Source organism: Streptomyces sp. NPDC007095, assembly GCF_040634475.1.
GTDB lineage: Bacteria > Actinomycetota > Actinomycetes > Streptomycetales > Streptomycetaceae > Streptomyces.
In genome coordinates this window covers 1-23,230 of the sequence record NZ_JBEYFS010000006.1, presented here as the reverse complement: position 1 = coordinate 23,230, position 23,230 = coordinate 1, and the positions used below count along the sequence as shown (strand labels likewise).

Annotated in this window: 20 protein-coding genes and 3 pseudogenes; 14 read left to right on the top strand and 9 right to left on the bottom strand. The window is 71.1% G+C overall.

Annotated features, from left to right (window positions below; genetic code table 11):
- Positions 1 to 159: 159 nt before the first annotated feature.
- A pseudogene (locus tag ABZ656_RS03535) lies at positions 160 to 627 on the top strand (alpha/beta fold hydrolase); the annotation flags it as partial.
- Between the two features lie 17 nt (positions 628 to 644).
- Positions 645 to 1,634: pseudogene (locus tag ABZ656_RS03530) on the top strand (cytochrome P450); the annotation flags it as partial.
- 3 nt (positions 1,635 to 1,637) lie between these two features.
- On the opposite strand, the gene ABZ656_RS03525 reads toward ABZ656_RS03530, so the two are convergent.
- Positions 1,638 to 2,804 carry a damage-control phosphatase ARMT1 family protein gene (locus tag ABZ656_RS03525; protein WP_360264074.1) on the bottom strand — a complete coding sequence of 389 codons (1,167 nt, stop codon included), beginning with the start codon at positions 2,802 to 2,804 and terminating at the stop codon, positions 1,638 to 1,640.
- A gap of 77 nt (positions 2,805 to 2,881) precedes the next feature.
- Positions 2,882 to 3,406, bottom strand: a pseudogene (locus ABZ656_RS03520) (proprotein convertase P-domain-containing protein); the annotation flags it as partial.
- 215 nt (positions 3,407 to 3,621) lie between these two features.
- On the opposite strand from ABZ656_RS03520, the gene ABZ656_RS03515 reads away from it, so the two are divergent.
- Positions 3,622 to 4,563: a lytic polysaccharide monooxygenase gene (locus ABZ656_RS03515; RefSeq protein WP_101401553.1), complete on the top strand. Its 942-nt coding sequence runs from the start codon at positions 3,622 to 3,624 to the stop codon at positions 4,561 to 4,563.
- An 18-nt stretch (positions 4,564 to 4,581) separates the two neighbouring features.
- Here the strand turns inward: ABZ656_RS03515 and ABZ656_RS03510 are convergent, their stop codons facing one another.
- Positions 4,582 to 5,232: a Tat pathway signal sequence domain protein gene (locus ABZ656_RS03510; protein ID WP_101401552.1), complete on the bottom strand. Its 651-nt coding sequence runs from the start codon at positions 5,230 to 5,232 to the stop codon at positions 4,582 to 4,584.
- 667 nt (positions 5,233 to 5,899) lie between these two features.
- Between ABZ656_RS03510 and ABZ656_RS03505 the strand changes: the two genes are divergently transcribed.
- From ABZ656_RS03505 to ABZ656_RS03495, 3 genes are all read left to right on the top strand, one after another.
- A complete protein-coding gene (locus ABZ656_RS03505) occupies positions 5,900 to 6,556 on the top strand; it encodes a DUF6230 family protein (RefSeq protein ID WP_101403834.1) in 657 nt (218 codons plus the stop codon).
- Positions 6,556 to 6,975, top strand: coding sequence for a DUF6114 domain-containing protein (locus ABZ656_RS03500; RefSeq protein WP_360264069.1), 420 nt, complete (start codon positions 6,556 to 6,558; stop codon positions 6,973 to 6,975). The genes ABZ656_RS03505 and ABZ656_RS03500 overlap by 1 nt, the downstream gene beginning before the upstream one ends.
- Before the next feature lie 227 nt (positions 6,976 to 7,202).
- The gene (locus tag ABZ656_RS03495; RefSeq protein WP_101401550.1) at positions 7,203 to 8,465 is read left to right on the top strand and encodes a cytochrome P450; all 1,263 of its coding nucleotides are present in this window, start codon (positions 7,203 to 7,205) and stop codon (positions 8,463 to 8,465) included.
- 10 nt (positions 8,466 to 8,475) lie between these two features.
- Here the strand turns inward: ABZ656_RS03495 and ABZ656_RS03490 are convergent, their stop codons facing one another.
- From ABZ656_RS03490 to ABZ656_RS03470, 5 genes are read right to left on the bottom strand one after another with little or no spacing between them, the layout of a single operon-like run.
- Positions 8,476 to 9,822: a cytochrome P450 gene (locus ABZ656_RS03490; protein ID WP_360264182.1), complete on the bottom strand. Its 1,347-nt coding sequence runs from the start codon at positions 9,820 to 9,822 to the stop codon at positions 8,476 to 8,478.
- A gap of 50 nt (positions 9,823 to 9,872) precedes the next feature.
- Positions 9,873 to 10,478: an ATP/GTP-binding protein gene (locus ABZ656_RS03485; RefSeq protein ID WP_101401549.1), complete on the bottom strand. Its 606-nt coding sequence runs from the start codon at positions 10,476 to 10,478 to the stop codon at positions 9,873 to 9,875.
- Positions 10,456 to 10,815 (bottom strand): DUF742 domain-containing protein, encoded by a 360-nt coding sequence (locus ABZ656_RS03480; RefSeq protein ID WP_101401548.1) that lies wholly within the window; start codon positions 10,813 to 10,815, stop codon positions 10,456 to 10,458. The genes ABZ656_RS03485 and ABZ656_RS03480 overlap by 23 nt, the downstream gene beginning before the upstream one ends.
- Positions 10,812 to 11,225, bottom strand: a complete 414-nt coding sequence (locus tag ABZ656_RS03475) for a roadblock/LC7 domain-containing protein (protein ID WP_101401547.1) — start codon at positions 11,223 to 11,225, stop codon at positions 10,812 to 10,814. Before ABZ656_RS03475 ends, ABZ656_RS03480 begins: the two co-directional genes overlap by 4 nt.
- Positions 11,222 to 12,883, bottom strand: a complete 1,662-nt coding sequence (locus tag ABZ656_RS03470) for an ATP-binding protein (RefSeq protein ID WP_360264064.1) — start codon at positions 12,881 to 12,883, stop codon at positions 11,222 to 11,224. The genes ABZ656_RS03475 and ABZ656_RS03470 overlap by 4 nt, the downstream gene beginning before the upstream one ends.
- Before the next feature lie 188 nt (positions 12,884 to 13,071).
- Between ABZ656_RS03470 and ABZ656_RS03465 the strand changes: the two genes are divergently transcribed.
- Entirely contained in the window at positions 13,072 to 14,013 is a 942-nt protein-coding gene (locus tag ABZ656_RS03465) for a helix-turn-helix domain-containing protein (RefSeq protein WP_180362151.1), read from the top strand.
- Positions 14,014 to 14,395: 382 nt separating this feature from the next.
- Positions 14,396 to 16,786 carry a SpoIIE family protein phosphatase gene (locus tag ABZ656_RS03460; RefSeq protein ID WP_360264061.1) on the top strand — a complete coding sequence of 797 codons (2,391 nt, stop codon included), beginning with the start codon at positions 14,396 to 14,398 and terminating at the stop codon, positions 16,784 to 16,786.
- Positions 16,787 to 16,809: 23 nt separating this feature from the next.
- Here the strand turns inward: ABZ656_RS03460 and ABZ656_RS03455 are convergent, their stop codons facing one another.
- A complete protein-coding gene (locus tag ABZ656_RS03455; RefSeq protein ID WP_101401545.1) occupies positions 16,810 to 17,274 on the bottom strand; it encodes a cupin in 465 nt (154 codons plus the stop codon).
- 312 nt (positions 17,275 to 17,586) lie between these two features.
- On the opposite strand from ABZ656_RS03455, the gene ABZ656_RS03450 reads away from it, so the two are divergent.
- The 6 genes from ABZ656_RS03450 to ABZ656_RS03425 form a co-directional block, all read left to right on the top strand.
- Positions 17,587 to 18,606 (top strand): substrate-binding domain-containing protein, encoded by a 1,020-nt coding sequence (locus ABZ656_RS03450; RefSeq protein WP_360264058.1) that lies wholly within the window; start codon positions 17,587 to 17,589, stop codon positions 18,604 to 18,606.
- A gap of 115 nt (positions 18,607 to 18,721) precedes the next feature.
- Positions 18,722 to 21,169 carry a nitrate- and nitrite sensing domain-containing protein gene (locus ABZ656_RS03445; RefSeq protein ID WP_101401543.1) on the top strand — a complete coding sequence of 816 codons (2,448 nt, stop codon included), beginning with the start codon at positions 18,722 to 18,724 and terminating at the stop codon, positions 21,167 to 21,169.
- 11 nt (positions 21,170 to 21,180) lie between these two features.
- Positions 21,181 to 21,612 carry a roadblock/LC7 domain-containing protein gene (locus tag ABZ656_RS03440; RefSeq protein ID WP_054236774.1) on the top strand — a complete coding sequence of 144 codons (432 nt, stop codon included), beginning with the start codon at positions 21,181 to 21,183 and terminating at the stop codon, positions 21,610 to 21,612.
- 1 nt (position 21,613) lies between these two features.
- Positions 21,614 to 21,970 (top strand): DUF742 domain-containing protein, encoded by a 357-nt coding sequence (locus ABZ656_RS03435; RefSeq protein WP_101401542.1) that lies wholly within the window; start codon positions 21,614 to 21,616, stop codon positions 21,968 to 21,970.
- Positions 21,957 to 22,559 carry an ATP/GTP-binding protein gene (locus ABZ656_RS03430; RefSeq protein ID WP_101401541.1) on the top strand — a complete coding sequence of 201 codons (603 nt, stop codon included), beginning with the start codon at positions 21,957 to 21,959 and terminating at the stop codon, positions 22,557 to 22,559. Before ABZ656_RS03435 ends, ABZ656_RS03430 begins: the two co-directional genes overlap by 14 nt.
- A gap of 140 nt (positions 22,560 to 22,699) precedes the next feature.
- A partial coding sequence (locus tag ABZ656_RS03425; RefSeq protein WP_360264053.1) for a glycosyltransferase occupies positions 22,700 to 23,230 on the top strand: 531 nt, incomplete at its 3' end.

The window sequence follows — 23,230 nt, the reverse complement described above, 5'->3', positions numbered from 1 at the left end:
GGCCGGGCCCTACCCAGGGCCCTCCGGGGGCATCCGCCGGGTGGGACATGATCACACCATCGCGTGAATTTACCCCCTTTTCCGGTCAGCGGCCCCGGCCCCGCGGGCGGGTCGGCACGCGCTCTTGCCGACCCGAACCCGCCGGGCCACCGTGGTCGCATGACCTCCTTCGTACTTCCCCATGAAGTGCACGGCGACGGTGCCCACAAGGTGATCGCCGTGCACGGCTGGTTCGCCGACCGGTCCGCCTACGCGGCGGTGGTCCCGGATCTCGACCGTGCCGCGTTCCAGTACGCGCTGGTCGACCTGCGCGGCTACGGGCAGGCGAAGGACGCGGTCGGCGCGTACACCACCGCCGAGGCCGCCGCCGATGTGGTCGAGTTGGCGGACCGGCTCGGCTGGGAACGGTTCTCGGTGGTCGGCCACTCGATGGGCGCCGCCGTCGCCCAGCGCCTGCTGGCCCTCGCCCCGGACCGGCTGCGCCGGCTCGTCGGGGTCTCGCCGGTGCCCGCGTCCGGGCTGCCGCTGCCGGCGGACCAGTGGGAGCTGTTCGCGGACGCGGCGCACAAGCCGGAGAACCGGCGCACCATCATCGACTTCACGACCGGCGGCCGGCATCCGGCATCCGGCATCCGGCATCCGGCATCCGGCGCATGATGCTCAATCAGGATCCGCCGGACCATGGCAGGTTGCGGCGTCTGGTCAGCCGCGCCTTCACGCCTCGCCGGGTCGAGCACTTCGCGTCGGTCGTCCGCACCCGGGCCCGGGACCTGCTCGAAAAGGCGGTGGCCGAGGCCCGTGCGGACGACGGCGTCTTCGATCTCGTCGCCACCGTCACCGACGAGTACGCCCTGCTCAACCTGGCCGACCTGCTGGGCGTTCCGGAGCGCGACCGCGGCCTGCTGCTGCGCTGGACACAGCGCGTCATCGGCTACCAGGACCCCGACGAGGCGGGCGAGCCCGTGCTCGACGCGCGCGGCCGCCCGGTCAATCCGCGCTCCCCGGCGATGCTGCGGGACATGTTCGCGTACGCGCACCAACTGGCCCTCTACAAGAAGAGCCATCCGAGCGACGACGTCATGACCACCCTCGACGCCGACCCCGAACTCACCCCCGACGAGCTGGAGATGTTCTTCTTCCTCCTCACCGTCGCAGGCAACGACACCGTGCGCAGCGCGGTTCCCGGAGGTCTTCTGACACTCGCTCACCACCCGGTCGCGTACGCCGCCCTGCGTGCCGGGGTCATCGAACTCGGCGCGGCCGGCGACGAGTTGCTGCGACTGCATCCGCCGGTGCTCAGCTTCCGCCGTACGGCGGCCCTGGACACCGAGCCGGCCGGGCAGCGCATCCGCGCGGGCGACAAGGTGGTCGTCTTCCACGCCTCGGCCAACCACGACGAGCGCGTCTTCACCGATCCCGAGCGGCTCGACCTGTCGCGCTCGCCCAACCCCCATGTCTCCTTCGGCGACGGCCCGCACGTCTGCCTCGGCGCGCACTTCGCCCGTCTGCAACTGCGCGTGCTCCACGAGGAGACGTTGCGGGCCCTGCCTGTGCTGCGAGCAGCCGGACCTCCCCGGCGCCTCGTCTCGAACTTCATCAACTGGATCAAGTCGCTTCCACTGGAGGCCGCTTGACCCTCAGGTCCGCACCTGGATCAGGGCGTGTGTGCCGCTCGTGCGCCAGCGCCCGCCCTCGGCCGCGTCGAGGGCGGCCTCCGTGCGGGCGTCCAGACCCACGATCACATCGGACTTGAGGGTGCGCAGGGCGGCGACCGGGCCCGGGAAGTACGCGGTGGGCTCCGCGAAGGGGGTGGTGGCGGGGTAGCGCCGGTCGCCGACCAGGCGGCGGTAGTTCAGGTCGCCCTTCACGATGGTCACGTCGGCCTCGGCGAACTCACGGCCCAGGTCGTCGGGCATGTCGGCGTACGGCAGCGGGGCGCAGGAGAAGGGGTGAGCCCGGACGGTGAGGCGACCGTCGGTCATGGCCGCCCACAGTCGGTGGCCGGACTCGCCCGCCGCGCCTTTCGCCCCGGTGAGGTGGCGCACGGCGTCGACCACGTCGGCGGTCGTGGCGTCGGAGACGTAGTACGGGTACGGCTTCACGTGCAGGAGCGCCCGCCCGACGCGGCGGTGGTGGAGCAGGTGGTCGATCAGGAGCAGATCGGGGATGAGTTCCCGGCCGGAGTTGTCCGCGACCACGCAGAGGGTGCCGCCCGCGAACAGGGATCGCAGCGACTCGGTGTCAGTGGCGACCAGTTGGGCATCGACGTCCGATTCCCCGTCCGCGGCGGCGAGGCGGAAGCCGAGGTCCGCGCGGTTGCCCCACAGCGAACCGTGCAGCAGCGCCTCCTCCCGCTCCTCGACCGGCCGTTCGGCGAGCGGGTCGAGCGCGTCGAGTTCCTCGTCCGCCTCCGGGGTGTCCAGCTCCGCGAGTTTGAAGGGGCGGAAGGGGTCGATGCCTTTCCAGGGGCCGGGGGCGAAGTAGCCGACGGCTTCGAGGAGTCGGCGGTAGAAGTAGCTCTCGGACCAGAGGAAGGGCACGTCGAACCAGGAGCGGCCGGTGTACTCCTCGGCGCCCCACCGCTCCCACTGCCCGCGGTCCGCCGCCCGCTCGCCGAGCGGTTCGATGACGCCCTCGGTGGCGTTCTTCAGCAGGGCGTCGAGCGCGCGGTGCTGCTCGGGGCCGTAGGGGAAGGCGTCCCGGACCTTCCGGACGAGGGCCGGATGCCGCTGGGCGAGCACGCTCCAGGGGAACGAGCCCGGCTCGTTGCTGAGGATCACGGGCGCGTCGGAGGGTTCAGACATATGGCTCACGGTACCGGCCGGGCCGAAAGGGGCGGCCCACGCCGCGCATGGGCCGCCCCTCCCCCCGTGGGCCGCGCTCAGAAGGTCAGTTTCCAGCTGTTGAGCTTGCCGGTGTCCGAGGCGGCCACGTCCTGGACGCGGAGTTTCCATGTGCCGTTCGCGGTCTCGCCGGACGCGTCGACCGTGCAGGTGGTGCTGACGTTGTCCGCGGAGTCCGAGGTGCTGGAGGACTTCAGGCGGTACGTCGAGCCGTCCGGGGCGACCATGTCGATCACCGGGCCACCGCGGTAGGTGTGGGTGATGTCGGCGCCGACCTGGAGGGCGGAGGGCGCGTTGCCGCTGCGGCCGCCGACGGCGATCGAGGACTCGACGGCCGCCCCGTTGTCCGGGATCGAGAGGGCGGTGGTGTTGGAGAAGGTCGTGCCCGTGGTCGCGGCGCTCACGGCCTGCACGGTCTTCGTCGCGTCCGCGAGGCCCGCGCCGCAGCCGCCGGAGCAGGTGCCGGGCAGGGCACGCGCGTTGTTCTTGACGGCGGTCTCCATCTGGGCCGGGGTGAGCGAGGGGTTCGCCGACTTCATCAGCGCGACCAGGCCCACGATGTAGGCAAAGCCCAGGTAATACGGATACAGGGGAAACCCTCGATCTGGCCGGTAACCGTCCCTCAAGGGCTCCCGGTTGGCCGGGAATGCCCGGTTTCAGCTGGCTCGCGCATCTGAACGCACGGCCCCGTGCCGCCGTACTTCACGGTGCGGCCACGCCTGCGCGCGATGCCGTACGGCCGCACCCGCCGCCCCCACCCCGCAAGGAGACCCACCGGATGACCGCACACCGCACCGCCACCGCGGCCGCTGTCGCCGTGGCGGCCCCACTGCTTCTCCTGACGTGGGCCGTGGGTCCGGCCCAGGCGCACGGCGCGCCGACGGATCCGGTCAGCCGGGTGGTGGCCTGTTCTCCGGAAGGCGGCAGCAACACAGGTACTGCGGCCTGCAAGGCGGCGATCGCGGCGAACGGCGCCCCCTTCACCGCCTGGGACAACCTCCGGGTCGCCGGTGTGGGCGGCAGGGACCGTCAGGTGATCCCGGACGGGCAGCTGTGCAGCGGGGGTCTGCCCGCCTACAAGGGACTGGACCTGGCCCGCGCCGACTGGCCCTCGACGCGGATGACGCCGGGCGCGACCTTCACGCTCTCCTACAGTTCGACGATTCCGCACACGGGGACCTTCAAGCTGTATCTGTCCAAGCCCGGGTACGACCCGGCCAAGCCCCTCAAGTGGTCCGATCTGCCGACGAAACCGTTCGCCACGGCCACCGATCCGGCACTGGTGAACGGCGCCTACCGGATCAAGGCCACGCTGCCCGCCGACCGGACCGGCCGGCAGATGCTGTACACGATCTGGCAGAACACGAGCACGACCGACACGTACTACTCGTGCTCGGACGTGGTCTTCCCGGGCGGGGGCGGCGGGGCCGCCGCGCCGACGACCTCGTCCCCCGCGCGTACGACACCCACGGCCGGCCGGAAGGCTCAGCAGAGCCAGGAGCCGACCACGACCACGGCCGCCCCCACCGACCAGTCGCCGTCGCCCGCCCCGGAGACCACCGCGGCGACGACGGAGGTGACCGCACCCGACCATCTGGCGCCGGCCGCGGACAGCTCGTCCGGCGGCAGCAACACGCTCCCCCTCGTCGCCGGGGCGGGGGGAGCGGCCGCGTTCCTGCTCACCGCGGGCGTCGCGATCACGCTGCGACGCCGCCGGTGACCGGTCGTCCGGGTTCGGTCAGTTGACGGTGACCGCCGGGCTGCCCGACTGGGTGGTGTCGGAGACGGGCGCGTACTTCGCGGTGAAGTAGCCGCTGCTGAAGCAGAGCGACGAACCCGAGGACTTCGCGAACGCCTGGTTGGTGAAGGTGATGCTGTTGTCGGTGTTGCTCGCCGTGCCGGTCAGGCTGGGCGCCTGGTAGACGCAGTTGATGCTGCCCAGCAGGGTGCGCAGTACCACCGTGGTCTGGATGGTGGAGCCCGCGGCCGGGGTCACGGTGACCGTGCCGCCCGAGGCGACCGTGGTGGTGTACGGGAGGTTGTTGACCGTGACGCTGGTGACGCCGAGCACGCCGATGACATTGCTGGTGCAACTGCCGAAGGTGTGGGCGCTGAGCGACTCGGTGGCCGTGCCGGGGGCCGTCGGGTTGTCGGTGACGGAGGCGGTGAAGGCCGACGCGGCACAGGAGACACCGCTCGTGCCGGTCGCGCTGGAGTAGAGCGTGGCGGCGGTGCCGGTCGCCAGTGAGGCGGTGAGGACGTCACCGGTGGCGACGGCAGCTCCGCCGGCGGTGAGCACGGGGGTGTCGTCCGCGGAGGCGGGGGCGATCGCGGAGACCGAGAGCGCGGCGGCGGTACCGAGGAGGGCGAGCAGGGATCGAGTGCGCATGGGGGTGCCTCTTTCTCAGACGGGCGTGCGGGTGGGTACGGGGCCGGCGCGGACATGCCGTCACGGCGGACCGCTGCCGGTCCGTGACGCCTTCTCCTTACGTCACGGACCGGCAGCGGAAGCCGGGCGACCGGACACGGCTCAGGGGGGAAAGTGCCGTGCCGGTGCCGCGGGGGGGGGAGGTGGTTTCAGCGTTGGAGCGCACCGCACGTTCAGACGTGCCACGGCCGCCCCGCGAGGAGCGGGCGGTCCAGGAGGTGGCGTACGTGCCGCGCATCGGATCCGGCGCCACGGATCCAAGGGAAACAATGCAGAGTTCTAGACCTGATGAATAGTCAACGTCAAGGCTCAGCAAGGAAGTTGAAGGTCGACACGGTCCCAAGGGTGAGACGGTCGCAGACCCGGCCACGAGGTCGTCGCGAGCCCAAATGCGAGGTCAGCACGGCCGGGCCTCCACAGTTGGCACACAATCAACATCCCATTGCCACAAGTCTCTTGACCCAAGAATGTAACCCCCGGTAACTTCCACGTCGGCTACTGCTGCGTAACGAGAAAGCCCTTGCGACCGCCGGGAGTTGTGAGGAGGCGTGCGTGGTAGCCGCTGTCCGCGCCAGGACAACGTGCCCGTTGAAGCCCCACCTGCATGACTATGTCCAGGGAGCAGAACATGGCCTCGTCCTCGGACGCCACGGCGTCCACCGATTCGACCCCCGAGAACGAAAGCGGTTCCGGCGGACGTGGGCGGGTCCGCCTGCGCCGCGCCGCGGTGATGGCGGTGCCTGCCACCGCTGTCGCCGCGGGACTGATGATCCTCACCGCCCAGGGCGCTCTGGGGGTGCAATTCGCCATCTCCGGCATGCCGTTCACGGTCACCGCCACCGAACTCAACGGCACCGGCTTCGAGCAGTTCGGCAACCTCGACAACATGGCCGACGGCAGCCCGAACGCCGGCGACACCGGCGGCCAGGTCCTCGTCGTCACCTCCGCGATCAAGAACGCGACGCTCACCAAGCTGTGCCAGAGCGTCGACCTGGGCGGTACGAACCTGGTCATCACCGCCGGTGGCGGCGCGGACAAGGTCCAGGCGACCAATCTGACGACCGACTCGACCGAGCTGTCGGGCGACGCGTCCTTCAACAACATCGAGATCGGCAACGACGCGAGCACGCTCGACAAGGCCGGGGTCCAGGGGAACAAGGGCGTCTTCAGCCAGCAGGCCGACACCGTCCACATCGGGAACCTGCGGCAGACGAACTACGCCACCACGGCGGCGGTGTTCAAGCTCCCCGGTCTCAAGCTCCGCTTCAGCGACTCGGGCTGCTGATGTCGGCCGTCCGGGATCTGCGGCCCGGCTTCCGGCGGTGGCGCGCGGACCGCCCCTTCTGGGGCGGGCTGCTGCTCACCCTGGGCGGGGCGGAGATCCTCCTCACCGAGAAGGCGTCCCTGAAGGTCGTCATGCACATCGGGATGCAGGGCATGGCGGGCTATCTGCTGCCGACGGTCATGATCCTGTGCGGTCTGCTGATCCTCTTCAACCCGACGCAGCGCCTCTTCTACTCCCTGCTCGGCATCCTCCTCTCCCTCGGCACCTGGCTCACCTCCAACCTCGGCGGCTTCTTCATCGGCCTCCTTCTCGGAGCGACCGGCAGCTGCCTGGCCTTCGGCTGGCTTCCCCACCAGGAGCCCCGCAAGCGACGTCTGCTGCGCAGGCGCCGCCGGCAGCAGATGGCGACCGAGGCGTAGAGAGAGGGCAGGGAAGGGGTCCCGCCCCGGTCGAGCTCAGGGCAATGGGCGGCCGGGCCGGGAGCTGTGACGGGACGACTCCAGGAGGCGGGCAAGCCTCCGACTTGCTTGTACGCGCAGGGAATTTGCCCTCGCACGCAGTCGATGCCGGACGGTCGCATCGGGGAACGCCACCCTCGCGTAGCGTGACGCGCCGTACTGACGTCCGAGCGCCAGGGAGGCTCCCGATGGGAACCCCACGTCCCTTGACGGAAAACCCGAGCCCCTTGGTGGTGGACGCGACGGGCCGTGACATCCACGCGGAGGCCGCCCGCATCCGGGCGCGCGGACCGGCGACCCGTGTCGCCCTCCCCGGTGGCGTCGAGGCCTGGGCGGTCAGCAGCCCCGAGCTGCTCAAACGGCTGCTCCTGGACCCACGGGTGTCCAAGGACCCGCGCCGGCACTGGCCGGCCTGGATCAACGGGGAGATCTCCCCCGAGTGGCCGCTGTTCACCTGGGTCGCGGTGCAGAACATGTTCACCGCGTACGGCGGCGACCACAGGCGGCTGCGGACCCTCGTCTCCACGGCGTTCACGGCCCGCCGCACGGCCGCGCTGCAACCCCGGATCGAGCAGATCACCTCCGGCCTCCTCGACCGTATCGCCAAGGCCGGCGAGCACGGCGAGGTCGTCGATCTGCGCGAGGAGTTCTGCTATCCGATCCCCATCCAGGTGATCAGCGAACTCTTCGGCCTGCCCGAGGGCAAGCGGGCGGACCTCAGGGACCTGGTGGACAGCATCTTCCACACCTCCGCGCAGCCCGAGGAGGTGACGGGCAACTACGCCAGGCTGTACGCCGTACTGGGTGAACTGGTCGCCGAGAAGCGGGAGTCGCCCGGCGACGACCTGACCTCCGGCCTCATCGCGTCCCGCGACGAGGGCGACGGCCGGCTGAGCGAGCAGGAGCTGCTCGACACGCTGGTCCTGATGGTCAGCGCCGGTCACGAGACCACGGTCAACCTCATCGACAACGCCGTGCACGCCCTGCTCACCCACCCCGAGCAGCTCGCGCACCTCCGCGCCGGACGCGCCACCTGGGACGACCTGATCGAGGAGACCCTTCGGGTCGAGGCGCCCGTCGCGAGCCTCCCGCTGCGCTACGCCGTGGAGGACCTCGACCTCACCGAACTGGGCGGCCCGGACGGCACGGTGATCGGCCGGGGCGAGGCGATCCTCGCCGCGTACGCCGCCGCCGGACGCGATCCCGAGCGCTACGGCAAGGACGCCGACCTCTTCGACGTCACCCGGGCGGACAAGGAGCACCTCGCCTTCGGACACGGCGTACACCGCTGCCTCGGCGCCCCACTGGGCCGCCTGGAGGCCCGCATCGCCCTCCCCGCCCTCTTCGACCGCTTCCCCGACCTCCAACTCGCCGTACCAGCTTCGGAGTTGGAGCCGGTGGACTCCTTCATCTCCAACGGCCACCGCACCCTGCCCGCCCGGATTCGCTGACGGCCGACACTCACTCCCCGCGCCACCAGGACAGGAGCCGGGTCCAGCCGCTTCGCGGGCGGTCGGGCTCCGGGGCGGGGGGCTCGGGCACGAGAGCCGGGAGGGGTCTCGCGTACGACTGCCGCTCGCCTTCGGGCCGTTGGACCGTCGTGATGGGCGGGAAGCGTACGGGCAGCGCCGCCAGCGCGCGGTGGAACGGGCCGGGCCGCCACGTCAACTCGCCGGCCGGCAACCCCAGTTCGACATCGGGGAGGCGGTCGAGGAGCTTCTCCACCGCGACCGTCGCGATCAGCCGGGCCGGACTCTGCGCCGGGCAGTTGTGCGGGCCCGCGCTCCACGCCAAGTGGGCCCGGTTGCCCGCCCGCTGATCAGCCGTCAGCGCGGGGTCGGCGTTGGCCGCGGCGAGACTGACGACCAGCGGATCGCCCGCGCACAGCACCGTTCCCTCGTACAGGACGTCGTGCAGCGGATAGTGCACGGCGTAGTTGGCGATCGGCGGATCGGTCCACAGCACCTCGTCGAGGGCGTCCTCCACCGGGAGGCTGCCGCCGGACAGATCGCCCGCGAACCGGTCGTCGGACAGCAGCAGCCGCAGGCTGTTGGCGATCAGGTTCTGCTGGGGCTCGGTGCCGGCGCCCATCAGTACCACGAGGGTGTGGATCATCTCCTCGTCGGTGAGGCCCGCGGGGTGCGCCATCAGCCAGGACGTCATGTCCTGACCGGGGTTTCCCCGCTTCAGCGCGACCAGGTCGAGCAGGGTGCTGGTCAGCAGTTCGTCGGCCTTCTCCGCGTCCACCCCGTCGAAGATCCCGGACATGCCCTCGACCAGCCGGACCCCGTACTCGGCCGGGCAGCCGAAGAGGTGGTTGAAGACCAGCAGCGGCAGGACCTGCGCGTACTCGCCGAGCAGATCAGCCGTGCCGAGCGGCGCGAAGCGGTCGATGAGGGTGTCGGCGCTGCGCTCCACATAGCCGCGCAGGGTGTTCGGATCGACCAGCGCGAGGCTGTCCGTGATCGCGCCGCGCAGCCTCTCGTGCTGCTCGCCATCGGTGAACAGCGCGTTGGGCCGGTACATCATCATCGGCACGACCGGGCTGTCCGGCGGGACGGTCCCGTCGGCGAGGTCGCGCCAGCGGCGGGGGTCCTTGGAGAAGGTCTCCGGACTGCGCAGGACGTGCAGGGCGGCGTCGTAGGAGGTGACGAGGGTGGCTCTGACGCCGGGTGCGAGCTCGACCGGTGCGGTCGGTCCTGCCGTACGCAGCCGCCGGTAGACGGCGGCGGGGTCGGCCGCGAACGCGGGCCCGTACAGGGGCTCGTGCGCGGGGCAGCCAGGTGGTGGCCCGGTCGGCGGTGACAGGGACGGTGGTGGTACGGGCGGTGGTGGTACGGGCGGTGGTGGTACGGGGGTCACACGGGCTCCAGTTCGCCGCTGCGGGTCATGAGGTACTCGACGAGGGCGATCAGCGCCTCGGTGGACGAGACCCGGTCGCGGGCGTCGCAGCGCACCAGCGGGGTCGAGGGCAGCAGGTCGAGGGCCTCGCGCACCTCGTCCAGGTCGTGCGACGCGGAGGCGTCGCCGAAGTCGTTGAGGGCGACGGCGTACGGCAGGCCCAGCTCCTCCAGTACGCCCATGACGTCGAACGACTCGGACAGCCGCCGGGTGTCGGCCAGCACCAGCGCGCCGAGCGCTCCGCTGGTCATGTCCTTCCAGAGTTCGGTGAAGCGGTGCTGCCCGGGCGTGCCGAAGAGGTAGAGCACCAGGGCGTCGCTGAGGGTGAGGCGGCCGAAGTCGAGGGCGACGGTGGTGGTCGTCTTCTCCCTCGAACCGGCGAGGTCGTCGACGCGTGCGCCCGCCTCGGTCATCACCTCCTCGGTACGCAGGGGCCGGATCTCGGAGAGCGCACCGACGAACGTGGTCTTGCCGACCGCGAAGTGGCCCACGATCAGCAGTTTGACCGCGGTCTGCACACCCGGGCCGAGGTGGACGTCGTCAGAGGCGGGCGCGGAGCCCATCCAGTACCTCCTGGAGGATGCGGGCGTCGGAGAGGCGGGCGGCCGGTACCGGCGCCCGGGTGACGAGGTGACCGCTGTCCATCAGGTCGGCGATCAGTATTTTGGTGACGCTGACCGGGAGTTCCAGATGACCGGCCACCTCGGCGACCGACAGCGCTCCGGGCCGGCACAGCTCCATCAGCCGGCGCTTCTCCGGGTTCAGCCCCGTCAGCGGCAGGTCGTCGGCGGCGATCAGCAAGGTGACGAGGTCGAGGGTGTTGCGGGAGGGGTGGGCGCGGCCGTCCGTGACGACGTACGACCGCACCAGCCTCCCTCCCGGCCGGCGCCCGGGCGTCATGCCGGGCTGCCGGTGTCCTGCCGGGCCGGGCTGGTCAGCTCCTTGCCGAGCCGGTCGACCAGCTTGTGCATGCGGTAGGTGACCGCCTCCATGTCCACGTCCTCGCCGGTGGACACCGCGAGGTGGGCGCCCTCACCGGCGGCGACGAGAAAGACGTACCCGTGCGCGAACTCGATCAGGGTCTGCCGCCACGGCGCGGTCGCGCTGCCGCAGAACTCTGCGGTGCTGCGGCTGATCGACTGCACCCCGGACAGACCCGCGGCCAGCCGCTCGGCGTCGTCGCGGCCGATGTCCGCCGAGTGGGCCCGGAGCATGCCGTCGGCGGACAGCAGGATGGCGTGCCGGGCCTCCGGCACCTTCAGAACCTCGTCGAGCATCCACCCCAGCTCGTTGGTCATGGGCGCGATCATCCCTGTGTGTTCCCTTCGGATTCGTGGGGGGCTTCGGCTTCCTCGGCTGTTTCGGCCGCGGTGCGTGAGGGGGGTGCGGTGTCCTGCTCGGCCCGCGCGGAGCGGGTCCCGCGCGCGAAGGCGCCCATGCGCCGGGCGTACTCCTCCGCGGAGCGGCCCACACTCTCCTCGACCGGTGCGGGCGGTGCAGCCGGTGCAGCCGGTTCGCCCTGTGCCGCCGGGGGCTGTTCGGCGGCGGGCGGGGGTACGGGCGCGCGGCGGCGCCGCTTGGGCAGTCCGCCGGCCGTCGTCGCCTCCGCGGGCCCGCTCGTCCGGGCCGTACGCCGGGGCGCGCGCGCCGGGGCGTGCGGAGGTGGGGGCTCCTGGACCGGGTCGGCGTGGGTGAGCAGCGCGGCCGGTACGAAGACCACGGCACGGACGCCGCCGTACGGGGAGCGGGTGTCCACGGAGACGTTGAACCCGTAGCGGGTGGCGAGGACGCCGATGACGGCGAAGCCGAACTGGGGCGGATCGTCGAGGCGGGTGACGTCCACCGCGCGGCGGCCGGTCAGCAGCGCGGCGGCGTGCTCGGACCCGCGGCTGTCCATGCCGACGCCCGCGTCGTCGATGACCACGACGGCGCCGTTGTGCACCGCCTGGACGCTGACCTCGACGGTGGTGCTGGGCTGCGAGTGGCGCGCGGCGTTGTCCAGGAGTTCGGCGACGGCGAGGACAACCGGTTCGACGGCCCGGCTCTCGACAGCGATGTCGGCCTGTCCGTTGATGCGGATGCGCCGGTAGTCGCGGATGCGGGAGGTCGCGCCGCGGACCACCTCGATGAGCGGGGAGGTGGCCCGTTGGCGTCCGGGCCAGGAGCCGCACAGTACGGCGATGGCCTGCGCGCGACGGCCGAACTGGGCGTTGGTGTGGTCGATCTCGAGCAGATCGCGCAGCACGTCGGGGTGGTCGTGGCGGTCCTGCATCTCCGAGATGGACACCTGCTGCTCGTTGGCGAGGGCCTGGATCGAGCGCATCGACGCCTTGAGGGCGGCCTTGGCGGACTGGTCGGCGCGGGTCTGTGCGTGCCGCACGGCGTCGGAGAACCGCTCCAGGAGACCGTCGAGACACTTCGCGAAGTCGGTGTCGGCCAGCCGCGCGTCGAGGAGGCCTACGGCGGGGAGGGCCGGTGCGTGGAGAAACTCGCCGACCGCGGGAAGGGGCTGGCCGGTCGTGGCGAAGGGGTGACCCGGCGCGGAATGCGGCTGGCCCGTCGCGGGGATGGACTGCCCCGCCGAGGAATGTGACCGACCCGTCGCGGGGATGGACTGCCCCGCCGAGGAATGTGACCGGCCCGTCGCGGGGATGGACTGCCCCGCCGAGGAATGTGACCGGCCCGTCGCGAGGATGGACTGCCCCGCCGCGGGAAGGGGCTGACCTGTCGCGGAGGAGGGGTGACCCGGCGCGGAGGCGGGCTGGTGCGGGGCGCTTTCGAGCGCGGGCAGGCGGACCGCGACCAGGTGGCGCAGCTCCTCGTCCCGGGCCCGCAGCGCGTCCGCGAGCTCGGCGCTCCGGCCGCGCTGCCGTCCGGTGATCCCGCGCTGGCGCACCAGCAGCACGGTGACGGCGAGCAGGCCGACGGCCAGGCACCAGAACGCCGCCTCCGGTATCCGTTCGGTCATGAAGTCCTCATTGGCATATGCAAGTTGACGGGTCGCACGACCGTAGCCGCCCGTCGGCGCAGATGCTTGCCCTCGCGCGCAAGGAAGTTGCCGTGGGACGCACGGACTGTATGCACTAGGCTGACGTGGAGTAACTACCGCTCGCTGCACTGGAGTTGAGGGTGTCGTTGCCCGCGGAAAGCTATATCGTGGAAACACGGACGACCGCGGAGGTGGATCCGCGCGAGCGGGCCGACTTCTGGAGCGAGCACGTCGGGTCCTGCCAGTCCACGATGGGCTACCGGTACCCCCGCACCGACGACTTCCGTGGCGCGACGGTCCGCCAGCGCACCGAGCGCTATCAGCTCGTCAAGTTCTGGTCGGACGAGGTCGCGTACAGCAGGACCGCCCGCCAGGTCCGCCAGGACCCCGACGAGGACTACCGATTACTGCTGCCGCTCAGCGGGGAGATCGTGCTGCGGCAGGACGGCCGGGAGGCCCGGCTCACACCGGGTACCGGCACCCTCGTCAGCTTCGGGGCCCCCTTCGAGTGCCTCCAGGACGTCTCGACGCACGCGTTCGTCCTCACCATCCCCGCACGCGAGATGGACGGCCCGCTGAACCGCAAGTCGCCACTGGCCACCGGACTCGATCTGAGCAGGGGGCTCGGCCGGGTGGTGAGCTCCATGATCGGCGACCTGCACGCGGAGCGGGACAACCTCACCGACCCGCACTTCAACGCCGTCTCCGACCGTGTCGTCGAGCTGCTGCGCATGCTCACCCTCGGCGACGACCGCCCCGACGGGACGGGCCAACTCGGCGACGTGGAGACGATGGTCCGCCGCTACGTCCGTGAACACGCCGCCGACCCGGGTCTCACCGGTACGTCCATGGCGCACGCGCTCGGCTGGTCCCTGCGTCAGATCCAGCTGGCCCTGCAGCGTGCCGGCACCACTCCGCGCGACCTCATCCGCGAGGAGCGGCTGCGGCTGGTTCGTGAGCGCCTCCAGTGTGCCGACTGCGAGCACCTGACCATCACCGATCTGGCCTTCGCCTCGGGGTTCTCCTCGGCGAGCGGGCTGAGTACGGCGTTTCGGCAGCGGTACGGGGTGAGTCCGCGGGAGATGCGGTCCGGGGGGCGGCGGCCGTAACGCCGTAATTCAGCCCGCACCCCGGGGCTACGCCCCGGATCCCCGGCCACCCGAAGTCTTTGGGCTGCGGGCGAATGGGGGCTGGTCGCGCAGTTCCCCGCTCCCCCCAAAAAACCGCGCTCACCCGGCAGTCAAAAGCCCGCCCCAGCCGGCGCCCCCGACCACCCGCAGCCCTTCGACCGCGAGTCAGAGGGGGCCGGTCACACAATTCCCCGCGCCCCTGAATACGGCGCTCACCCGGCGATGGGAAGCCGGCCCTCAGCGGGGGCCGCGTCTCCGGAAGGTTCCCGCTCATCCGGCGAGAGACCGAAGCCGCCGCCCGACCGGATTCCGGCCCACTCCCGGGTTGATGTGGTTGCCGGATCACCCCATCCTTGTACATATGGTGAAAATCCCGGGCGATGCGGGGCGGGTCACCACGGCCGGTGACGCCATGGTGGTGGTCGACGCGCACGGAGTCGTGACCGGCTGGAGCGAGGGCGCGCAGCTGCTGACCGGGTACGCCGCGGCGGAGGTCACCGGCCGACCGGTGTCGGACCTGCTGGACGGGGACCCGGACGACGCCTGGCGGGCGCTGCGGGCGAACGGCGGCCACGGTGTGGTGGCCGTACGGCGCGAGGACGGGCGGCGGAGCGAGCTGGCCCTGCGGGCGTACCCGCTCCAGGGCGAGGAGGGGAAGCCGGCCGGATACGTGATCACCGCGGCGCCGGACGGGCGAGGCCGTGACCTGGGAGAGCTCGCCTTCAAGCAGGCGTCGGTGTCGATGTCGGTCTTCGACACCGAACAGCGCTATCTGCGGATGAACGACACCGCCTGCCGGATCATGGGCGTCCAGGAGGCCGAGGTCCTGCACCGCTACTTCCCGGACACCGTCGAGAACGCGGAGCACAGCCGCGGCTTCTTCAACCATCTGCGCCAAGTGGTCGAGACCGGCCGCCCCGTCCACTACGAGAGCTGGACCCGGGCCCCCTCCGGACTGCGTATGCACGCCTGGAACATCGAGATGTGGCCGCTGCGGGCCCCCTCCGGACAGTTGCTCGGCGTCTCGCTGGCCGGTTACGACAGCACCGAGCAGTACCGGGCCCGGCAGCGGCTCGCCCTGCTGAGCAAGTCCGCCGCCGCCATCGGTACGACGCTGGACGTGATCCACACCGCCCGTGAGCTGGCCCAGCTGGCGGTGCCCGAGCTGGCCGACTTCGTGAGCGTGGACCTGCTGGACTCGGTGGTCGAGGGTGAGGAGCCCACCGGCGGCCCGGTGGACGCCTATGTGGAGCTGCGCCGGGTCGCGCACCACTCCCGTACCGCCGGGGTGCAGGAAGCGGCGATCGACCTGGGCGCGGCGGACGTCTACCCGTCCTCCTCCCCACCGGTCCGCGCCCTGGTCACCGGACACGCGGTGCTCACCAGGACCGGCGACCCGGACGTCGACGGGTGGCTCGGCCCGCACGGCGCCCAGGCCGCCAAGCCGTATCAGGCGGACCGCCGGGACTTCTCACTGATGGCGGTACCACTGGTGGCGCGCGGTACGACGCTGGGGGTGGCGGTGTTCGTGAGACTGCTCACCGCCGAGAGTCCGGACCCCTTCGACCAGGACGACGTGTCGCTGGCGCAGGAGCTGGCCAGCCGCACGGCCGTCTGCGTGGACAACGCCCGCCGGTACGCCAAGGAGCGCACGACAGCGGTGGCTCTTCAGCGCAGTCTGCTGCCCCAGGCGATGGCGGGACAGGCGGCGGTCGAGTTCGCCTCCCGCTACCTTCCGGCACTGTCGCGGGCGGGCGTCGGCGGCGACTGGTTCGATGTGATCCCGCTGTCCGGGACCCGGGTGGCGCTCGTCGTCGGCGATGTCGTCGGGCACGGCATCCACGCCTCCGTCACGATGGGCCGGCTCCGTACGGCGGTATGGACGCTGGCCGACGTCGACCTGCCCCCGGACGAGCTGCTCACCCACCTCGACGACCTGGTCGGGCATCTGGCGGCCGACGAGAGCCCGACGGGCGCGGAGATCGGCGCCACCTGTCTGTACGCGGTGTACGACCCGGTCTCCGGCCACTGCGCGGTCGCCACGGCCGGGCACCCGCCGCCCGCCGTGCTGTTCCCGGACGGCACCGTGAAGGTCGTCGAGGTGAGCGCGGGACCGATGCTCGGGGTGGGCGGGCTCCCCTTCGAGGCCACCGAGCTGCACCTGCCGGAAGGCTCCGTCCTCGCCCTCTACACCGACGGTCTCTTCGAGGCCCGCCACCTCGACGTGGACGCGGGCACGGCTGTGCTGTGCAGCGCGCTGACGGTCCCCGCCGCGAATCTGGACGACGCCTGCGACAACGTGCTCCAGGTGCTGCTGCCGCAGCATCCCAAGGACGACGTGGCCCTGCTGCTGGCCCGCACCCGCACCCTGGACAGCGACGAGGTGGCGGTGTGGGACCTGCCCGCCGATCCGGCGGAGGTCGCCACCGCCCGGCAGTACGCGACCGAGCAGCTGACCCTCTGGGGGCTCGACGAGGTCGCGTTCGTCACCGAACTCGTCGTCAGCGAACTGGTCACCAACGCCATCCGCTACGGCGGCGCCCCCATCCAGCTCCGGCTCATCCGCGACCGCACCCTCATCTGCGAGGTCTCCGACGCCAGCAGCACCTCTCCCCATCTGCGCCGGGCCCGCACCTTCGACGAGGGCGGCCGCGGGCTGCTCCTCGTCGCCCAGCTCACCGACCGCTGGGGCACCCGCACCACCGGCACCGGAAAGACGATCTGGGCCGAACAGGCACTGCCGTTCGATTGATCGCGCTCTGGGCCTGGCGAGCGCTACTGGAAGTCGCAGCCGGGGTTGGGCGCGTCCTCCGAGAACGGCGAGCCGTGGGGCAGGACGTACAGCACGTCCAGGACGACGGGGACCGAGCCCTCGTTGCGGCCGATGTGCACATGGCCGGGGCCCGGGGGCTCGGTGATCGTACGGCCGGCCGGGTAGGCGCCGTCCTGCGCGCAGGTGGCATCGAAGTGGCTCAGGGTGCCCTTCTTCACAAGACCGTACAAGGGACCGTCGTGATAATGCCAGCCGGTGCTCTGGCCGGGCGGGATGGTGATCTCCCGGAGCGTGTAGTCCGTGTCGCCCACGGTGGTCCGATAGAGCACCGTCGCGGTGACACCGGGGCCGGCGGGAGTCCCGTACGCGGTCCCGGCGACCAGCGACATCGCGGACAGGCCGACGACCGCGGCACCCGTCACTCCCGTACGCAACACGGCACGGACAGCGGAAACCTCACGCGTCATCTCGTCCTCCCCCGTATGAACGCAACAGCCCGCCAACGGCAGGCCCGCGCACCATCATTGAACATCCACGCCCCATGCGGAAGGTGCGATACCACCCAACTCACGCACCACGCGTCCAACTAGTGACGATGCGGCGACGACACCATGGCGCCGGCCATCTCCGGCATATGCCCGCTCACTTGACGGCCGAGCGTGACACACGATTGGCTCCGGCCCAACGAAAGTACGACAGTCGGTACACAACATCCCGACATCGCACCGATCTCACTCTCCCCGACCCGCCGCTGGGCCGCACAGCGAGGTGCCGCACCCATGAACATGTCCCCCACACCTCACCACTCCCCCGGAACTCCGCCCCGCGCCGCCGTCGTCGCCGTCCTCGCCGCGGGCTGTCTGCTCGCCGCCGGATGCTCCGGCTCCGGCGGATCGGACGACACGAGCGACGCCTCGGCGGGGAGGGCGGGCACCGGCCGGATCAAGGTCGCCCTGATCACCCACGGCGCCCGCGGAGACGCGTTCTGGGAGCTGGTGCGCAAGGGCGCACAGGCGGCGGCCACCAAGGACGACATCGACCTGACGTACGCGAGCAACTCCGAGGCCGCCGCCCAGGCGAGCCTGGTGCGGGACGCGATCCGCGACCGGGTGGACGGCATCGCGCTGACGCTGGCCAAGCCGGAGGCGATGCAGAGCGCGGTCAGCGCGGCCAAGGCGGCCGGGATACCCGTGGTCGGTCTCAACTCCGGGATCGACGCCTGGAAGTCCGAGGGCCTGCTGGAGTACTTCGGCCAGGACGAGAGCGTCGCGGGCCGGGCCACCGGCGACAAACTGGACGAGCTCAAGGCCAAGCACGCCCTCTGCGTCATCCACGAACAGGGCAACATCGCCCTGGAGGCCCGCTGCGCCGGGGTGAAGAAGACCTTCGACGGCGAGACCGACCTGCTCTATGTGAACGGCACCGACATGGACGCGGTGGGTGCCGCCGTCACGGCCAGACTGCGCGCGGATCCGAGTGTCGACGAAGTCGTCATGCTGGGCGCGCAGTTCGCTCTCGCCGCGGTGAAGTCGGTGAAGACGGCGGGCAGCAAGGCCCAGGTCGCCACCTTCGACCTCAACAGCGGTCTGGTGAAGTCCGTGCAGAGCGGGGACGTGCAGTTCGCGGTGGATCAACAGCCCTATCTCCAGGGCTATCTGGCCGTGGACTCGCTCTGGCTCTACCGCTCCAACGGCAACCTCAGCGGCGGCGGAACCGCTCCCGTGCTCACCGGACCCGCGTTCGTCACCAAGGAGAACGTCTCCTCGGTCGCGAAGTTCGCCGGGAACGGAACCCGCTGAACCGCTGCCACCCACACAGGCGGCACCAAGGATTTCCGTCCCTCACGGTGCGTACGGTCACTTGTACGGATAGCATCCTGCGCACCCTCTCATCGCTGATCGCTCTAGGACGATGATGTCTCCACGGACCGGTGCCCGGCGCCGTCTCGGCTCCATACGCCTCTCCCTGATCCTGCTGGCGCTGGTCCCCAGCGTCACCCTCGCCGCCATGTGGGGTGTGACGACGACGCAGATCTTCTCGGAGGGGCTGCGACTGCGCGAACAGACGGGGCTGAGCCGGTCGACGGGTGCCATGGGCACCGAGGCGACTCTCGCGCTGCAACAGGAGCGCAGTCTGTCGGCCGCCTGGCTGGCCTCGCCGCACGGTTCCCGGGCCGCCCTGGACCGGCAGCGCAGGCGCACGGACGTCGAGGTCGCGAAACTGGTCCGCCGGTCCGAGGACTTCAAGAACGCGCCCGCCCGGATCGGCGACCGGATGTACTCGGTCATCGCCTCGGTGGGAAGCCTGGAGTACTACCGGGGGCAGGTGGACCACCCCACCGACATCACCGCCCAGCAGGCCCTGGACCAGTACACCTCGATCATCGGCGACCAGATCCACGCCTTCCAGGAACTCTCCCAGGTCGACGACGGCGACCTCACCTCGCAGGCAGGGCCGCTGATCACGCTGGGGAACGCGGCGGAGCTGGTCGCCCAGGAGGACGCCCAGCTCGCGCTGGCCTGGCCCTCGGGCAAGCTCGACCAGCAGTCGTGGCAGCAGTTCGCCCAGCAGGTCGACGTACGCCGCTGGGTCTTCCAGAGCCAGGTCCTCAACTCGCTGCACGGCACCGTGAAGGACCAGGTCGAACGGGTCCTCCGGAGCCAGGACTGGAAGACCCTGGAGACCGTCGAGGACCAGATCGTCGCGGCCCGGACGGCGCACGGCCAGGTGGCGAAGACGGTCGAACTGCCTGACGCGCACGCCCGCTGGAAGACCGCGCTCGGCAGGATCTCCGACCAGTACACCAACCTGATCCAGCAGCAGACCACGCAACTGCTCGACCGCAGCGCCGACAAAGCGCACAGCCTGCTGATCAAGGCGGCCGCGCTCAGCGCCGGCGGACTCGTCGCCCTGCTGGTGTGCGTCGTGATGTCCTGGCGCATCACCCGCTCCCTCTCCCGGCGGCTGCGCGGTCTCAGGATGGCCACGCTCAGCCTCGCCGAGGAACGGCTTCCCGACGTGGTCGCCCGGCTGAACCGGGGCGAGAAGGTCGACGTGGAGTCCGCCACCCCGCCCCTGGACTACGGAGAGGACGAACTCGGCCAGGTGGCCAAGGCGTTCAACACCGCGCAGCGCACGGCCGTGCACACCACGGTGGAACTCGCCGACACCAGACGCGGCTTCCAGAAGGTGATCCTGGGCATCGCCCGGCAGAGCCAGAACCTGGTCAACCTCCAGCTCAGCAAGCTCGACGCGCTGGAACGCGAGCACCAGGACCCGGGGATCCTCAAGGGCCTGTACGAACTCGACTCCACCGCCAGCCAGCTCCGCCGCTACGAGGAGAACCTCGTCATCATCAGCGGCGAGCAGCCCCGGCGCAGCTGGACCGAACCGGTCGCGCTGATCGACATCCTGCGCAGCGCCGTCGGTGAGGTCGCCCAGTACCAGCGGGTGGAGGTGCACACCGACGACGAGGTGTACCTGAGCCCGCCCGCGGTGGCCGACGTCATCCATCTGCTGGCCGAGCTGATCGACAACGCGACCTCCTACTCCCCCGCGCCCAGCCCGGTGGGGGTGCGGGCCGCGATGGTGGCCAAGGGCCTGGCCGTCGAGATCGAGGACCGGGGGCTGGGCCTGTCCGAGGAGGACTACGCCGCGTTCAACGCCCAGTTGGCGGTGGCCCCGCAGTTCGACGTGGTGGCACTCGCCGACGACCTGCGGCTCGGCATGTTCGTGATCGCGCGGCTCGCCACCCGGCACGGCATCGCCGTCACCCTGCGATCCTCGCCGTACGGCGGGACCACCGCGATCGTGCTGATCCCGCACGACATCGTGGTCCGCGAGACCCCCGACTCCCCCGCCACGGACGCAGACACCGCGATACCGGCGTCGGTCGTGGCGGCGAAGGGCTCCGACGACGCCGCGGTCCCGGAGCGCCGACCCCATGAACGTACGGAGGAGGCACACCCCGCCGCCCGGGCCCACACGGCCGACTCCGCCGCGCCCCGCTCCGCCCCCGCTCCGGGCACCGCCCGCCGCGACGGACTCACTCCGCTGCCGCGCCGGGTGCCGCAGACCAGCCTGGCCACGGAGCTGCGGGAGGAGGCGGCGCCCTCCGAGGCCGACGACAAGGACGCCGCCGACCTCGCCGACTTCACCGCGGAACGCGCCGCCTCCTCACTCGCGGGCTTCCAGCGCGGAACGCTCCGGGCCCGCGACGACGAGGACATGCCGTACGACCACGGGGGCCAGGAACCGTCGTACGACCACGGGGACCAGGAACCGTCGTACGACCACGGGGAGGACCCGGCCCCCACCCAGCCCGCAGACCGCTCGTGGACTCCGCCCGCCGACCGCTCGTGAAGGACAGAGAAATGACACGCCCCAGCACCGCCACACACAGCCAGCTCGACCAGCTGCTCACCGGACTGGTGGAACGGGTCGCCGATGTGAACCATGCCGTCGTGCTCTCCGAGGACGGACTGGTCGTCAGCAAGTCCACGGCGTTCGTCCGCGACGACGCCGAACGGCTGGCGGCGACCGCGTCCGGCCTGATGAGCCTCAGCAAGGGCGTCAGCATGGACTTCCGCGGCGGTCCGGTGCGCCAGGCGCTGATCGAGATGCGCGACAGCTATCTGATCCTCACCGCCGCGGGCCCCGGCGCCCATCTCGCCGTGCTCACCAACCAGGGCGCGGACGTCGGCGTGGTGGCGTACCAGATGAACATGCTGGTGAAGAAGATCGGCGAGCACCTCAGGGCAGCACCTCGTGCGGGCGTCGCCGCCGCGGCCGACAACGGCGAGTGAGGTGAGCGAAGGCGACGCGGCCGGCCGGCTGGTACGGCCGTTCACGCTGACCGGAGGACGCACCCGGCCCAGCCGCGCCGACTTCACCCTCATCACGTCGGTGACCGCGGTGGATCCGCCGCCCGAGGGCGCCACCCGGCCGCAGCCCGAACACGCCCGGATCCTGCGGCTGTGCGCGAAGACGATCGTGGTGGCGGAACTCGCCGCCGAACTCGACCTGCCGGTGAGCGTGGTCGTGATCCTGCTCTGCGATCTGCTGGAGGCGGGCCGGATCACCGTCCAGGCTCCGCGTCTCATCTCCCGTACCCCGGACCTGGACCTGCTGCAGAAAGTGAGGGACGGCCTTGGCCGGCTCTGACCCCGCCGCGCACGGGACTTCGGCACCCGACGCACCCTCCGCTCCCGACGCGGTCAAGATCCTGATCGCCGGAGGGTTCGGCGTCGGCAAGACGACCATGGTCGGGGCGGTCAGCGAGATCGTCCCGCTGCGCACCGAGGAACCCCTCACCTCCGCCGGTCTGAACGTCGACGACCTCGACGGCATCGAGGAGAAGCGCGCCACCACCGTGGCCCTGGACTTCGGACGGATCACCCTCAGCCCCGAACTGGTCCTGTACCTCTTCGGCACCCCGGGCCAGCAGCGGTTCTGGTTCATGTGGAACGACCTCGCCATCGGCGCCCTGGGCGCCGTGGTCCTCATAGACGTCCGCAGGCCGGAGTCCAGCTTCGCCGCCATCGACTTCTTCGAGCGGCGCGGCATTCCCTTCGTCGTCGGCGTCAACGGCTTCCACGGACAGCACCCGTACACCCCAGAGGAGATCCGGGACGCCCTGGCCCTGCCGGAACGGACCCCCGTGCTGCTCTGCGACGCCCGGGAGCGCGGGTCGTGCCGGGACGTACTGATCACTCTGATCGACGAGTTGATCGCTTCGTCCAGCCACAACTGACGCACGGAAAGGGGCTGTTGGCCGGTCTTCCGGTGACCCGCCAGGGCCCGGCTGTGCGGAAGCTGTGAGTTACCTGATTCTCATCCTTCCCTCAGCGCGGGCTCAGCGGCGGCCCAGATCCGGCCCGGATCGTCGGGGCCATGAACGAAACGAACGCGGGAGGCGTCCGGCAGCGGTCGGTCGAGATCGTGGTGCCGGTCCACAACGAGGCCCACGTCCTCGGCGACAGCATCGGCCGCCTCCACGCCTACCTCGAAGCCTCTTTCCCGTTCCCGTTCCGGATCACCGTCGCGGACAACGCGAGCACGGACGCCACCTGGCAGGCGGCGACCGAGCTGACGGGCCGCCATCCGCACGTCCACGCCGTCCACCTGGAGGCCAAGGGCCGGGGCCGCGCGCTGGCCGGGTCGACATCGTCGCCACCGCCGTCGACGACCTCAAGGGCATGGGCCGGACAACGCCGGATCCTGACCGGCCGCACCCGCGTCGCGCTGCCGCCCAGGGCCGGTACGGCGCACGTGACGGCCGCCGCCGCTGCCACAGGTGGGGTCGGCTCTCCCGCGAGCGCCGACCGCAAGTCGTCCCCCGCGGGACTCGCCGCCCCGCCCGCCGGGGCGAGGGCGGCGTGTGCGGGCCGCGAGGCCGCGGCGCGCGACAGCTGCCGCGCCTCC

Excerpts from the sequence above, each read along its gene's own strand:
- ABZ656_RS03475 (WP_101401547.1), bottom strand. The coding sequence starts at position 11,225 with ATGATCGCGCCCATGACCAACGAGCTGGGGTGGATGCTCGACGAGGTT.
- ABZ656_RS03505 (WP_101403834.1), top strand. The coding sequence starts at position 5,900 with ATGGCCTCGTCCTCGGACGCCACGGCGTCCACCGATTCGACCCCCGAG.
- ABZ656_RS03485 (WP_101401549.1), bottom strand. The coding sequence starts at position 10,478 with ATGGGCTCCGCGCCCGCCTCTGACGACGTCCACCTCGGCCCGGGTGTG.
- ABZ656_RS03455 (WP_101401545.1), bottom strand. The coding sequence starts at position 17,274 with ATGACGCGTGAGGTTTCCGCTGTCCGTGCCGTGTTGCGTACGGGAGTG.
- ABZ656_RS03450 (WP_360264058.1), top strand. The coding sequence starts at position 17,587 with ATGAACATGTCCCCCACACCTCACCACTCCCCCGGAACTCCGCCCCGC.
- ABZ656_RS03480 (WP_101401548.1), bottom strand. The coding sequence starts at position 10,815 with ATGACGCCCGGGCGCCGGCCGGGAGGGAGGCTGGTGCGGTCGTACGTC.
- ABZ656_RS03460 (WP_360264061.1), top strand. The coding sequence starts at position 14,396 with ATGGTGAAAATCCCGGGCGATGCGGGGCGGGTCACCACGGCCGGTGAC.
- ABZ656_RS03500 (WP_360264069.1), top strand. The coding sequence starts at position 6,556 with ATGTCGGCCGTCCGGGATCTGCGGCCCGGCTTCCGGCGGTGGCGCGCG.
- ABZ656_RS03510 (WP_101401552.1), bottom strand. The coding sequence starts at position 5,232 with ATGCGCACTCGATCCCTGCTCGCCCTCCTCGGTACCGCCGCCGCGCTC.
- ABZ656_RS03515 (WP_101401553.1), top strand. The coding sequence starts at position 3,622 with ATGACCGCACACCGCACCGCCACCGCGGCCGCTGTCGCCGTGGCGGCC.
- ABZ656_RS03445 (WP_101401543.1), top strand. The coding sequence starts at position 18,722 with ATGTCTCCACGGACCGGTGCCCGGCGCCGTCTCGGCTCCATACGCCTC.
- ABZ656_RS03525 (WP_360264074.1), bottom strand. The coding sequence starts at position 2,804 with ATGTCTGAACCCTCCGACGCGCCCGTGATCCTCAGCAACGAGCCGGGC.
- ABZ656_RS03440 (WP_054236774.1), top strand. The coding sequence starts at position 21,181 with ATGACACGCCCCAGCACCGCCACACACAGCCAGCTCGACCAGCTGCTC.
- ABZ656_RS03495 (WP_101401550.1), top strand. The coding sequence starts at position 7,203 with ATGGGAACCCCACGTCCCTTGACGGAAAACCCGAGCCCCTTGGTGGTG.
- ABZ656_RS03470 (WP_360264064.1), bottom strand. The coding sequence starts at position 12,883 with ATGACCGAACGGATACCGGAGGCGGCGTTCTGGTGCCTGGCCGTCGGC.